The 12816-nt window shown below is 63.2% G+C and carries 11 protein-coding genes; 4 read left to right on the top strand and 7 right to left on the bottom strand.

What is annotated here, in order from left to right:
- Positions 1-4: 4 nt before the first annotated feature.
- A complete protein-coding gene (locus ACFQ6Y_RS11615; protein WP_378632237.1) occupies positions 5-1387 on the bottom strand; it encodes an MFS transporter in 1383 nt (460 codons plus the stop codon).
- A gap of 84 nt (positions 1388-1471) precedes the next feature.
- Here ACFQ6Y_RS11615 and ACFQ6Y_RS11610 point away from each other — a divergent pair, with 84 nt between their 5' ends.
- Positions 1472-2113 carry a TetR/AcrR family transcriptional regulator gene (locus tag ACFQ6Y_RS11610; protein WP_378632233.1) on the top strand — a complete coding sequence of 214 codons (642 nt, stop codon included), beginning with the start codon at positions 1472-1474 and terminating at the stop codon, positions 2111-2113.
- A 71-nt stretch (positions 2114-2184) separates the two neighbouring features.
- Positions 2185-3159, top strand: a complete 975-nt coding sequence (locus ACFQ6Y_RS11605) for an ABC transporter substrate-binding protein (protein WP_378632229.1) — start codon at positions 2185-2187, stop codon at positions 3157-3159.
- Between the two features lies 1 nt (position 3160).
- On the opposite strand, the gene ACFQ6Y_RS11600 is transcribed toward ACFQ6Y_RS11605, so the two are convergent.
- The 5 genes from ACFQ6Y_RS11600 to ACFQ6Y_RS11580 all read right to left on the bottom strand — a co-directional run bounded on the left by ACFQ6Y_RS11600 (position 3161) and on the right by ACFQ6Y_RS11580 (position 8160).
- Positions 3161-4201, bottom strand: a complete 1041-nt coding sequence (locus tag ACFQ6Y_RS11600) for an ABC transporter substrate-binding protein (protein WP_378632224.1) — start codon at positions 4199-4201, stop codon at positions 3161-3163.
- Positions 4198-5049: an ABC transporter ATP-binding protein gene (locus ACFQ6Y_RS11595; RefSeq protein WP_378446466.1), complete on the bottom strand. Its 852-nt coding sequence runs from the start codon at positions 5047-5049 to the stop codon at positions 4198-4200. The genes ACFQ6Y_RS11600 and ACFQ6Y_RS11595 overlap by 4 nt, the downstream gene beginning before the upstream one ends.
- 23 nt (positions 5050-5072) lie before the next feature.
- Positions 5073-6122, bottom strand: a complete 1050-nt coding sequence (gene fepG, locus ACFQ6Y_RS11590; protein ID WP_378446465.1) for an iron-enterobactin ABC transporter permease — start codon at positions 6120-6122, stop codon at positions 5073-5075.
- The gene (locus ACFQ6Y_RS11585; protein WP_228118027.1) at positions 6119-7099 is read right to left on the bottom strand and encodes a Fe(3+)-siderophore ABC transporter permease; all 981 of its coding nucleotides are present in this window, start codon (positions 7097-7099) and stop codon (positions 6119-6121) included. The genes fepG and ACFQ6Y_RS11585 overlap by 4 nt, the downstream gene beginning before the upstream one ends.
- Before the next feature lie 173 nt (positions 7100-7272).
- Positions 7273-8160: a siderophore-interacting protein gene (locus ACFQ6Y_RS11580; RefSeq protein WP_378543648.1), complete on the bottom strand. Its 888-nt coding sequence runs from the start codon at positions 8158-8160 to the stop codon at positions 7273-7275.
- 257 nt (positions 8161-8417) lie between these two features.
- Between ACFQ6Y_RS11580 and ACFQ6Y_RS11575 the strand changes: the two genes are divergently transcribed.
- Both ACFQ6Y_RS11575 and ACFQ6Y_RS11570 read left to right on the top strand, forming a co-directional pair.
- A complete protein-coding gene (locus ACFQ6Y_RS11575; RefSeq protein ID WP_378632219.1) occupies positions 8418-10076 on the top strand; it encodes an ABC transporter ATP-binding protein in 1659 nt (552 codons plus the stop codon).
- Positions 10073-11830 carry an ABC transporter ATP-binding protein gene (locus ACFQ6Y_RS11570; protein WP_378632217.1) on the top strand — a complete coding sequence of 586 codons (1758 nt, stop codon included), beginning with the start codon at positions 10073-10075 and terminating at the stop codon, positions 11828-11830. The genes ACFQ6Y_RS11575 and ACFQ6Y_RS11570 overlap by 4 nt, the downstream gene beginning before the upstream one ends.
- A 43-nt stretch (positions 11831-11873) precedes the next feature.
- Here the strand turns inward: ACFQ6Y_RS11570 and ACFQ6Y_RS11565 are convergent, their stop codons facing one another.
- Positions 11874-12698: an AraC family transcriptional regulator gene (locus ACFQ6Y_RS11565; protein ID WP_003946247.1), complete on the bottom strand. Its 825-nt coding sequence runs from the start codon at positions 12696-12698 to the stop codon at positions 11874-11876.
- Positions 12699-12816: the final 118 nt, after the last annotated feature.

The following is a 12816-nucleotide window of genomic DNA, read 5'->3' as shown; positions in this document are numbered from 1 at the left end:
TAACTCAAGCCGTTTGTGCGGCCCTCGTCACGGGAAGTGCAATCGCCGGCAGACATGCAACAACACTGATGACGGCGCCCATCACGAACGCCACCGCGAACGAGTCGCCGGAAACGCCGATCGCCAGGACCGCTGTGGTCACCGGGGCACCCACCGCCGAACCGACGGTTCTGATCACACTGTTGACACCGCTGGCCGCTGCCATTTCCGATGGCGGGACGATCGAAGCAACCAGCAGAGCACAGACCGCGAACCCCACGCCGTTCCCCAATCCGACGAGGGAGAAGAACAGCACGATCGCAACCACCGAGCTCGGCCAGATCGCGAGTCCGACCGCGCCCGTCGCCATGAGTGCCAGCGCTAGGACTGCCGGCACTCGCGGCCCGTATCGCCGCGCGAGAGCCGGCGTCAAACGGCCACCGAGGAAGACGAGGACAGCGGCAGGCAAGAGGGCCAACCCGGTCTGCACAACGGTGAATCCACTTCCATACGTGGAGGTTTCCGGCGCCTGGAGGATCCGCGGCAGGCAAAGGTAGAAGATGTACGGCACGAACCCGAACACCAGGGTCAGTGCGCTGGTGATCAGCATCGGCCTGTCCCGAAAAACTCGCATGTCGACGATCGGAGCGTCGTGGCGGGAATCGACGGCAATCAGAGTTGCGAACGAGACGAACGCGACAACCACCAGACCCCAGAATCCGAGCGACAGAACTCCCCACTCGGAGGCTTTGGTGATCGCCAGGAGCAGGCTCACCAACCCGGACGCCAGAGCGCCGGCACCGGCCCAGTCCGTCGGCATACCCGGCCGGCGATGCGAACCCGGAACCACAGCCACCACTGCGACCAATGCAAGCACGATCAGGATCCCGGTGATCACGAACAACCACTGCCAGCTGAGGTACTCGAGAATGACACCACCGATCACCAGTGCACTTCCGGCACCGATTCCCAAAGTCCCAGCGAGCCAACCTATCCCCGAAGACAACTCCGGACCGGCCACCGTTCTTCGCAGCACTGCCATCGCGAGCGGGAAGCTCGCCATACTCACTCCTTGGACAGCTCGAACGACAAGCAGCACCCCGATATTCGGGGCGGCCGCCGCGGCAAATGTCGCGAGAGCGAAGATGATCAGGACGATCACGAGGACTCGCTTGTCGCCGAATCGATCCCCCATCGCCCCGACGATCGGAGCCATCACCGCGGCCGCCAACAGGTACGCCGTCAGGATCCAGCCGGTCACCGCCACGGACGTATCAAAATGTTCACCCAACACCGGCAACGCCGGCACCAACATGGTCTGCATGAGCGAGTAGACGAGCACCGCCCCCGCAAGTGCGGCGATCACCCGACTCCCGGATCGCGTGGGCGCCTCCGCCAAGGTTGTCATCGACACCTTCCTCCAATCATGATTTCAACCGGAACGGAGCACTCCGTTCCGATTGAGAAAACCACGCATTGCTAGCCTGTGGGAATGGCGAAAGAGAATGCGAGCCTCCCCGGACGCGCCCGAGAAGCCGCAGACAACGACGTCACCGTACTGCGAGCAGCGCGCGAGATCTTCGCCGAACAGGGTTGGAATGCACCGGTATCGGCGATCGCCACCCGGGCCGGGGTAGGCGTCGGCAGCATCTATCGCCGCTACCGCGGCAAAGAGGAACTGGCGCAATCGCTGCGCGTCTGGGCGATCGACCACCTCGCCACCCTGGCACGAGAGTGCGTGTGCAACGCAGACACCGATGAAGCCGTACTGAAGACGTTCTTCTCGCGATACCTTGCCGAATCGGTGGGACCCCTCATTCCCGTCCTCGGCGGCAGGTTGCCCGAACACACCGAAGTCACCCGCGCCGCAGAAGAATTGGAGGCCGCGCTGCAATCGATGGTCGACATCTGCATCGATACTGGCGAAGTCCCGGCCGACTTCACTTCTGCAGACGTCATGCTCATGACGGTGCATCTACGACCGACCCTGCCGATCGAGGGGGTCCGCGCCACCGAAATACACACGCGCTATCTCGAGTTCATGCTCGACGGACTTCGTCACGGAAGACCTCAACCGTCGACCACTCCCCCGTCCTGGAGCGAATGGCTTCAGATGTGGCAGGGCAGCAACTGACCCTGAGGACACCCGAACAACATGTCAGGTTAGCCTTACCTAGCTTAGTTCGCCATGTTCGGAAGGTTCTCATGAAAATCACTCGCAGGCTCGCAGGCTTCGCCGCACTACCCGCCGTTGCCGCACTCCTACTCACCGGCTGCGGCAGCAGCGACGCATCAACTTCTACCGAGGCCAGTTCGACGGACCAGTCCTGGAGCTACACAACGGGATACGGAAACACGATCACCCTCGATCACGCCCCGGAGCGGATCGTCGTCGACGCGTACTCCGCTGCTGCGCTGTGGGACTACGGCATTCGGCCGGTCGGCATCTTCGGTTACGGCGTCGGCAATCCCGACGTCACCGATCACGCTGACGAGTCGACGATGACCGTCGTCGGTCGTGAAGGTGAACTCAGCGCGGAAGCTCTTGCGGCGCTGGACCCAGACCTGGTCATCGGGTACGGAAACAGCGACGACCCGACCCGATGGACTTGGTGGGACGAGCCGATGGGCAAGACCGTCAACGATGTTGCACCGTTTGTCGGTGTCAAGTTCTCCGGCTCTTCGACGCCGGACGTGTTGAACGAATACGCCTCACTCGCCGAAGCTCTCGGCGGAGACACCGACACAGCAACTGCGCGCGAAGGCAAGGAAGCATTCGAATCCGGGGCAGCGCGCATCCGAGCCGCCGCGGGCAAGGTTGACGACATCGAAGTACTCGCTCTGAACGGCGACGGCTCCGAGTTGTACGCAGGCACAACCGCACTCGCTCAGTTCGGCTACCTGAAGGAACTCGGCGTGAAGTTCACCGGCCCGGGAGGTGACAAAGGCTGGGCCGACCTCAGCTGGGAGCAGGTCCCAGATTATCCGGCGGACATCGTCTTCCAGTTCGCGAAGTCGGCGGAAGCGTTCGCAGCATCACCCGTGTTCGTCAAGCTGCCCGCGGTGACCGCGAACCAGATGATCGACTTCGACGACAAGCGTCCCAACACCTACGCCAATTACGGTGCCTGGTTCGAGGGGGTTGCACAACTACTCGACCAGGCCCGCAACGTCGCCTGAATTACTCTCCAGCGGTGATTCGCCCGGCCGCTTCCTCGAGAACGTCGAGGAAGATGGCCGCGGTCAGCGCAAATCCTTGGTTGTATCGCGCGTCGCTGGTCAACACGTTGCCCGCTTGGACTGCAGGCAACCGCTGCCACGTCGGCTGCGTCTTGATCGCGTCGAGTGCTTCCTGATCGCGTGCTTGCGCGATGATCACATCCGCCGGAGCCAAGGTGTCGAGTTGCTCGAAAGACAACTCGAACGAGTTCTCTGCATTGTCGTCATCACGGAAAAGCACGTCGAGGCCGGCATCGATTGCGACGCTGATCCGCAGATTCCGCTGATGCACCAGGAATCCGGTCGGCGTCTGAACGCCGAACACGATCTTCTTTCCGCCGAGCTTCTCCTGCAACATCGGACGCAGTCTCGCGAGCTTGTCGTCGTACTCCGCGATGGAAGCCTCGGCGATCGACACCCGGTCGAGTTGGCTCGCCTGCGCCATCAGTGCACCTCGCCAGTCGACCGGGTGTCCGGCGATCGGTTCGACGTCGTCGCCCACGACCAACAGCGGCGCGATGGAAGACAAGCGCTCAGTGCCGTACCAGTCACTGGTGTATCCGATCGCAGTGATGACGATCAGATCGGGCTCGAGAGCGAGCAACGCCTCGAAGTTGGTGGAGAAGTCGCCGGCGACGTTGACGAAGCTCGCGTCCTCGATGGTGCGGCCGGGAAACTGGAATCCCGCCTTGGCGTCGGGGAACCAGAAGTTGCCCGAACCGACGATCGGGTAGTCCATCATCATCGCGAATTCGAGGTCGACGCGGCCGTCGAGCACCACCACACGCTTGGGATCGCGTGGAACGTCGCCACTGAACTCGGCCCACGTGTACGGGAGAGTGTCACTGGCAGAGTCGGATTCGCCATTGGAGCTTCCGCAGGCGCTCAGCGCCAGTGCTGCAGCCACACCGGCAGCGCCACCGAAGAATCGGCGTCGTGAAATGCGGTCGACGATCTGAGCCCAATCCGTGTCGGTAACCTGCGTATCCAGAACGAGTGTCATACCTTTGCTCCTTCGATGTTTCGCTGACGCTCGCGTCCCAGTGGAATGACCAGCGGTGTGTGGGAAACCGGATCGTCGATGATGCGGCACGCCATGCCGAACACCTCCTGCACCAGTTCTTCGGTGATGATCTCCGCGGGCGGGCCCTCGGCGACCACCGCGCCGTCCTTCATCGCGATGATGTGAGTTCCGTAGCGGCACGCGTGGTTGAGATCGTGAAGCACGGCCACCAACGTGTGTCCGTCGTTCTCGTTCAGATCGCGGCACAGCTCCAACAGCTCGATCTGATGCGCAATGTCGAGGAAGGTCGTCGGTTCGTCCAGCAGCACCAACGGGGTCTGCTGCGCGAGAACCATAGCGACCCAGACGCGTTGGCGCTGACCTCCGGACAGTTCGTCGACCGGCCTGGCCGACAGATCCGTGACCTTGGTTGCCTCCATCGCCTTGATGACGGCGGCCTCGTCCTCTCGGGACCACTGGCGGATCAGCTTCTGGTGCGGATAACGTCCGCGCGCAACCAGATCGGCGACTTTGATGCCGTCCGGAGCGATCGACGTCTGCGGCAGAAGCCCGAGTCGCCTCGCAACTTCCTTGGCCGGGTACGACGTTATCGCCTTGCCGTCGAGGAGGACCTTGCCGGTCGTCGGCTTGAGCAACCGCGACAATGCACGCAGAAGCGTCGACTTGCCGCAGGCGTTGGGACCCACGATGACGGTGAAGCCGCCGTCGGGGATCTCGACGTCGAGGTGCTCCGAGATGACGCGCTTGTCGTAACCGATCGTGACGTCCTCGGCGCGAAGCCGATTCGTCCTTTCAGGCACGACGGCGGCCGCACTGGTCTCGTTCACACTGTTCCTCGTTCCTTCACCGATCACTGCTTACGTGCCTCTCGCGCGAGAAGCCAAACAAAATAGATGCCACCGATGGAGACGGTGACGACGCCGACCGGCAACTGCGTCGGTGCAAAAGCTCGCTGCGCCACCCAGTCACTGACCATCAGCAGTGCTCCACCCATCGCCGCCGACGGCAGCAGGGTCACTCCGGCGCTACCGGTCAATCGTCTGACCAACTGCGGAGCGGCCAGCGAGACGAACCCGATGGGCCCGGCCGCGGCTGTCACCATGGCTGTCAACGCAACACCGAGAACAACCAGGGAAAGCCGGGTCGGTTCGGCGCGGACGCCGAGCGCCTTGGCGGCGTCGTCGCCCATCTCGAGCATCTGCATCCGCCTGCCCAACACCAGGATCAGCGGTATGAGGATGGCCAGCACGACAACCACCGGCCACACCTGAGTCCAGCCGAGACCGTTCAACGAACCGGCACCCCACACTGCGGCAGCCATGGCGTCGTCGAGCTTCGCCTTGAGGATCATCCAGGTATTGACCGAGCCCAACATCGCACTGATGGCGATACCGACGATGATCAGCCGGAATCCCTGCACGCCACGTTTGTACGCAAGAAGGTAAACGACTGCTGCAGTAGCGATACCGCCCACCAAAGCGCCGACTGCGATCTCGTAGTAAGTGCCACCGATGAGGAGGATGACCACCAGAGCGCCCGTGTACGCACCGGAGTTGAAGCCGATGATGTCCGGGCTACCGAGCGGATTCCTGGTGAGCGACTGGAAGATCGCACCACTCATGCCCAGTGCCGCACCGAGCATCAGCGCCAACAGAACTCGGGGCAGACGCCATTCCACGACGACCATGTGGATGCGCGCGGGGGCTTCACCGAACAAGGCGCCGAGGACGTCCCCGATCGGCACTTGGTAATCACCACTGCCGAGGGCGATGACACCGATCGCCAGTGCAAGCGCAACGAGGATGAGGCAGACAGTGACCGTACGGACGTCGATCCGCGCGGACCAGCCTTCTTTGGGTGAGCGCACCACCGTGGTGGGGCGCCCGAAGTCGATGCTCACAGACCGCTCACCTTGCTTCGACGCACCAGCATGATCAGCACCGGAGCACCGATGAAGGCCGTGACGATGCCGACCTGAAGTTCACCCGGGCGCAGCACGATTCGGCCGACGACGTCCGAGAAGAGAAGAAGAATCGGTGAGCACACCAAGGTGTACGGGAGAATCCATCGCTGATCTGGCCCGACGAACCATCGCGCGACGTGGGGAACCATCAGACCGACAAATCCGATCGGGCCGGCCGCAGCTGTCGCCGCGCCGCACAGCAAGGTCACCGCAATGACGCCGAGGATACGAGTGCGGGTGATGTTGGCACCGAGCGAACGTGCCAGATCGTCACCCAAGGCCACGGCGTTGAGTTGGCGCGCTAACGCGAGCGCCAAGAAGAGTCCGATGAGAATGAAGGGGGCAACGGCCAGAACGATTTCCAACGAACGTCCACTGAGTGAGCCGGCATTCCACTGACGCATCTGGTCGAAGGCGGTCGGGTTGAGCAGGGTGATGCCGGACGAGATGCCGCCGAGCACCGAGCCGATGGCAACGCCGGCCAGGGTCAGCCGAATGGGCGTCGCACCACCTCGGCCGATAGACCCCAACGTGTAGACGATCGCCGTGGCTATCACCGCTCCGAGGAAAGCGAACCAGATGTAAGACCAGATGCTGGTCAATCCGAAGACCGCGACGGCAACAACCATCGCGAACCCCGCGCCGGCATTGACACCGAGAATGCCGGGATCAGCCAAGGGATTTCGCGTCATCGCCTGGATGAGGCCGCCGGCCACACCGAGCGCCATGCCGACTATCAGTCCGAGCAGAGTTCGCGGTAGCCGCAGGTCACGGATGATCACGTGATCATTGGAGTCGTCGTAGTTCACCAGCGCATCGATCACGGTGCCGAACGGAATGGTCTTCGAACCCACCGCGATGCTCAGAAGGAGCACGGCGGCGAGCACTACCAGGCACACCAGAAGACCTGCCATACGACGAGAGTTGGTCGATACCAGCCCGTCGGGTTGCTTCTGCTTCTCTTGCAGCGACTCGTCGATCAGCTCTTCGGTGTGTTTGTCGACGGCGCTCTTGTCGACTGCACTTTTGTCTACAGCACTTTTGTCGCCAGCACTCTTGTCGACAGCACTCTTGTCGAATCCAACGGTCACAAGCCGGCGCTCTCTAGAGTCTTCTCGACCTCGTCGCGGATCTCTTCCTCGTCGCGGTCCGATTCCCAGGCCGCATCGAGTGCCGCACGGACACTTTCGTCGAGGGCCTCGTACTTCGCGTTCCACACCTCGGCCTTGTAGGTCCAGTAACCGATGACCTTGTACTGCTCACCCGGCAACTTCAGTTCGTGGCGAAGGTACTTGCGGATGTCACGGAGCATCGTGCTTTCGCCGGCCACCCACACGTATCCGAGATCGGTGGGCAGGTTCATCGCCCGGACCGCGTCCGGGAGCTTCGACGGTGCAACACCGTTGCCGCTGCCGACAAGCCAGATGAACTCGACGTCGGCCGCGGAGGTGATCTGCTGCTTGTGAGACTCGTCCACCACCTCGACGATTGCCTTCGCCGAGATGCCGGCGGGCAACTGTTCGATCAGGCGCCCGAGTGCGGGGAGTCCAGTCGCGTCGGCGACGAATACCTGCCAGCGTGCGTCGGCCGGCGGCTCGTAGAGCCCGCGAGATTCGCCGATCGCCAACTTGTCGCCGATCTCGGCTTTCTGTGCCCAGTCGCTGGCGATGCCGCCCTCGTGAACGACGAAGTCGATCGTCATACGGCTGGCTTCGGTATCGAACCGTCGCACGGTGTACGGCTGGCACGGGGACGGTTCCTCGCCCTCCGGGTACCGCCAACCGCGCGGAGCGTCCGGATCTTCGGCCGGCAGAACGAACTTGCCCGTGGCCGGGACCGGGAAGTGCAGACGCAGGTATTCGTCGCCGGTGCCGGTGGTTTCGAACGCGGTCAGCTCCTCCCCACCGAACACGATACGAACCATTCCCGGGGTCACGTACTCCTTGTGAAGTACCTCGCCGAACACAAGACTCACAACAATCTCCAACATCGATGGAACATGAACCGGACCCGAACACGAGGATCAATCCGACTTCCGGACATAGTTAACCCGCGCTAAGTAAGGTAGACCTTAATTTATTGCAGTGTTGTCGATGAGTCGATGCCTTCCCCGCCGCAACGGGGCCAACTACTATCGCGATTCGGCCACCGCCAGACGTATGGCCTGTTCACGACAAGTATTGGCACCTGTGTGACTTCTGACTACCGGCCACGGTCCCTAGCGTGGACCCAGTGCCTTCGACACCACTTCTTTCGGCCGATACAAACGGCCCCCCAACCAGCCCGGCGATCACGCCGCGCCAGGTAATCACACGCGCGATCGCCTCCGACGGACGCGGAGCCAAGCTGGCGGCAGCGTCCGTCGGCTTCACGGGCCACCAGGTCGCGGAAGCGTTGGTGCCGGTGGTGATCGGTGCGGTCATCGACCGAGCTGTGGCGACCAGCGATGCGGCAGCACTGGGAAAGTGGATCCTCGTTCTCGGAATTCTCTTCACCGGCTTGTTGCTCAGTTGGCGCTTTGCGGCGCGCATCTCCGATTCCGTCACCGAGCACGGAGCACACCGCTTGCGGATGGACATCGCGCGCCGAGGCCTCGATCCGCACGGCATGTCACCGCGGCGCATGCCCGGCGAGGTCTACTCGATCGCAACATCCGACGCGGGTTCGGTGGCCGGATTCACGCACACACTGAGCACAAAACTCGCCGCGGCCTGCGGAGTACTGACCGCAGCGATCTCGCTACTCGTGATCTCGGTACCGCTCGGCCTCCTCGTCATCCTCGGCACTCCCCCGGTACTCGCCCTCATGCAGGTGGTCAGCCGACCGCTCGAACGCCGAGCCGAAACCGATCAATGGCAGGGAGCCAAAGCCGGTGCACTGGCCGCAGACCTCCTGTCGGGGCTCCGGATCCTGTCCGGAATCGGCGCCGGAGACGCTGCAGCGCAGCGTTATCGGGGAGCCAGCCGGACTTCGCTGGAAGCAACCCTTCGCGCACAGCGATACCAAGCTATGTACTCCGCCGCGAACGTGGCGATCGCCGGCGCTTTCCTGGCCGTCATCGCGTACGTCGGTGGGCGGATGGCAGCATCCGGGAGCATCTCGGTCGGTGAATTCGTCGCTGTGGTGGGTCTGGCACAGTTCCTTCGAGGTCCGTTGATCGACATCATCTACTTCGGCGCCGGCCTGGCACGGGCCCGCGCTTCCGCCAACCGCGTCGCAGCGCTTCTCGGGACCGGCGAGGCTGTCACTCCCGCGAGTGATCCTGCACCTCTGAACCACTCGGAGTTCCTGACGCTGCGTGACGTCGTGTTGGCCGGAGCGTCACCAGTCGACCTGGATGTCAAACGCGGCGAGATCATCGGCATCGTCACCGAGAATGCGGCCTGGGCGGATGCGTTGGTCGACGCGTTGGCTCGTCGAATCGAGCCTTCGAGCGGAACGATTCATCTCGGCGACAACGCCATTCACGAACTGCACATCGACGAGCTCCGGACTCATGTTCTGGCTGCGCCGCACGACGCGGCACTGTTCATCGGCACAGTCGGTGACAACATCGAGGCACTCGCACCGATCGGCAGCCGCAGTGACGAGGCAATCGCTGCCGCCGCCGCAGATCAGGTGATCTCGGTCCTTCCACTCGGCCTCGCCACTCGAGTCACCGAGCAGGGAAATTCGCTCTCCGGCGGTCAGCGACAACGCATCGCCTTGGCAAGGGCACTGGCGAGCGAAGCTCCGGTCCTGGTGCTGCACGACCCCACGACTGCCGTCGACTCCGTCACCGAAGCGCGAATTGCACGCGGGATCGCCGAGGTACGCGGTGCTCACGCGACTCTTCTTCTGACCAGCAGCCCCGTGCTGCTCGATATCTGCGATCGGGTGATCGAGCTGTGAACGAACTACTCCCCACCGCGACACCGAAACAGGCACGCCGCGCAGCACTTCGGTTGATGGGTCCGCACCGGATATCCGCCGTCGCCGCCGTCGTCACTCTGACTGCTGCGACCGCGATCGGCCTGCTCACGCCGCTGGTCCTCGGCGCGATGGTCGACGCTGTGACGGACGGAGACGGCGACGCTGTCTCGCGCATCGGCACGCTGACTCTCGCGTTGGTCGCCATCGCGGTTGCCTCCTCCCTTCTCGTCGGAGTCAGCAACTACCTGCTCGCCGGTGTCGGCGAAAGGGTTGTCGCCGACCTGCGCGAAGAAGTCGTCGTCCGGGTTCTCGACCTTCCGCAGAGCGACGTCGAACGCGCCGGGCGCGGAGATCTCGTCTCCCGTATCACCGGGGACGTCCGCTTGGTGACCCGCGCTGTATCCGAAGCACTCCCGGTTTTTGCCACGGCGGCTCTGACCATCGTGTTGACCCTGATCGGATTGGGCAGCCTCGATTGGCGATTCGCCATTGCCGCGGTGATCGCGGCGCCCATCCAGATCCAGGCGCTGCGCTGGTATCTCTCGAGGTCGGCACCGGTCTACCGCGAGGAGCGGGAGGCGGAAGGTGCACGTGCGCAACAACTCCTGGACTCACTGAGCAACTCCGACACCGTCGGATCACTACGTCTGGCTCAGCCACACCTGGAACAGATCGAATCTCGATCGATGACGGCCGTCCGGCTGAGCTTGTTGACCACGCGTCTACGCACCAGGTTCTTCGGCCGGCTCAACATCGCCGAATTCATCGGCCTGTCCGCCGTGCTGATCACAGGCTTCTGGCTGGTGCGAGACGGTCAGATCAGCATCGGCGCCGCCACCGCCGCAGCATTGTTCTTCCACCGGCTCTTCGATCCGGTCGGCGCGGTTCTCAGCGTGTTCGACGAATTGCAGGAAGGCACAATCGCATTGGCTCGGCTGGTCGGAGTCACCCTTGCGCCCGTGCCACCCGCGCCGTCCGATCCACATGAACCCGTCGACAGTTCAGCGTCTTTGGAGGAGGTGACGTTCTCTTACCGCAGCGGCGACGCTCCTGTTCTGCGAGACATCGACATCACCATTCCGGCCGGGACCGTCACGGCACTCGTGGGCGCAACCGGAGCCGGAAAATCGACGGTCGCAAAACTGATCGCGGGTACCTACGAGCCGACCGAAGGCACCGTGAAGATCGGGACGGTGCCCCGGAACGAATTGCCACGGTCGACTTCTCGGAGCGCGGTGGCCCTCGTGACTCAGGAGGTCCACGTCTTTGCCGGCACGTTGGCCGAGGATCTACGGCTGGCTGACCCGTCGGCAACCGACGACGACATCACCGCGGCGCTCGATACCGTCGGTGCGTCGGATTGGCTGCGGGCCCTGCCGGACGGGCTCGAAACCGTAATCGGGGACGGTGGACACCGGCTGACCGCGACTCAGGCACAGCAACTCGCGTTGGCAAGAATCGAATTGCTGGATCCGCCGCTGCTGATTCTCGACGAGGCGACCGCCGAAGCGGGTAGCGCCGGAGCCAGGGTCCTCGACGATGCCGCTCTGGCCCTGACCCGGGGTCGCACTGCTGTCACAGTGGCACACCGACTCTCACAGGCCGTCGACGCCGACCAAATCCTGGTCATGAACGACGGCCGCGTCGTCGAGCAAGGCTCTCACGACGAGTTGGTCAACCTCGGGGGTCGGTACGCGGAACTGTGGGAAGCGTGGTCCGCTCCGCGGCGGTGACCGCGACGGTTGCACCGGGCACTACCGCCCGGTGCGACCTACCTCAAGCGTGCAGAAGGTACGGCACCGATTCGGGCGCCACACTCCCCTTGTTCATCATGCTGCCGGGCGTACGGCCGGTGACCCGACGGAACACTGCGACAAACGCACTCGGAGTTTCGTACCCGACTCGCCTACTGACAACCGAAACCGGCACTCCAGCAGCCAGATACGTCAGGGCTGCGCGGACTCGAACCTGAATTCGCCACTGTGCAAAAGTCATTCCCGTGCCCTGAGCGAACACTCGCGTCAACGTACGGACGCTGCCGCCAGCCGTCAGTGCCCATTCCGACAGCGACCGCTGGTCTGCCGGATTGGCGACCAATGCTTCGGCAACGAACAGCGCCCGCGGATCGGTCGGCATCGGAACCTCCACCGCAGCAACTTCGAGCGGCTGCAGCATGTCGAATGCCACCCGCTCGGCGCGACTACGCGCCTCGTCGGGCATGTTCCGCCGATGCATGTGCAGGAGTACCTCACGTAGGAGAGCACTGACTCCGAACAAGCCCGGAACGCCAGAGGGCGCAGCGTGAGCCTCGGGCCGGAAATAGGTGCAGAAGAACTCGGTACCTGGGCCCGCCTTCACGGCATGCAACGCGCCGGCGGGCAGCCACAGCCCTGCCGAAGGCGGAACCTCCCAGGTGATGCCGTCAGCGACAACCGTGAGCATTCCGCCGGAGTTCCCCCAGATCAGCTCGTGCTCAGGGTGACGGTGCGGTGCCCACTGCCGCTGGTGAGAGAGCTTCAGAGTCACCGTTGTCATCGAGTAGGGGTGATCGATGGAACGCGGCCCCACGGGCACCGAAATTCTCTCTGCCACAGCTGTCATGATGACGAGTATAGGACTTTCGTTAGGCATACCTAAATAGGAACCTGAAAAATGTTGACTGTGACCCGCGAGTTACACATACCAGGATCCCCGATATCGTGACTGCAACTCCCGGCTA

Source organism: Rhodococcus sp. NPDC056516 (assembly GCF_042794655.1).
Taxonomy (GTDB): Bacteria; Actinomycetota; Actinomycetes; order Mycobacteriales; family Mycobacteriaceae; genus Rhodococcus_F.
Note: the sequence above shows the minus strand (reverse complement) of the source record. Positions and strands in the feature narration are given on the sequence as shown.

Excerpts from the sequence above, each read along its gene's own strand:
- ACFQ6Y_RS11610 (WP_378632233.1), top strand. The coding sequence starts at position 1,472 with ATGGCGAAAGAGAATGCGAGCCTCCCCGGACGCGCCCGAGAAGCCGCA.
- ACFQ6Y_RS11565 (WP_003946247.1), bottom strand. The coding sequence starts at position 12,698 with ATGACAGCTGTGGCAGAGAGAATTTCGGTGCCCGTGGGGCCGCGTTCC.
- ACFQ6Y_RS11605 (WP_378632229.1), top strand. The coding sequence starts at position 2,185 with ATGAAAATCACTCGCAGGCTCGCAGGCTTCGCCGCACTACCCGCCGTT.
- ACFQ6Y_RS11615 (WP_378632237.1), bottom strand. The coding sequence starts at position 1,387 with ATGACAACCTTGGCGGAGGCGCCCACGCGATCCGGGAGTCGGGTGATC.
- ACFQ6Y_RS11585 (WP_228118027.1), bottom strand. The coding sequence starts at position 7,099 with ATGGCAGGTCTTCTGGTGTGCCTGGTAGTGCTCGCCGCCGTGCTCCTT.
- ACFQ6Y_RS11600 (WP_378632224.1), bottom strand. The coding sequence starts at position 4,201 with ATGACACTCGTTCTGGATACGCAGGTTACCGACACGGATTGGGCTCAG.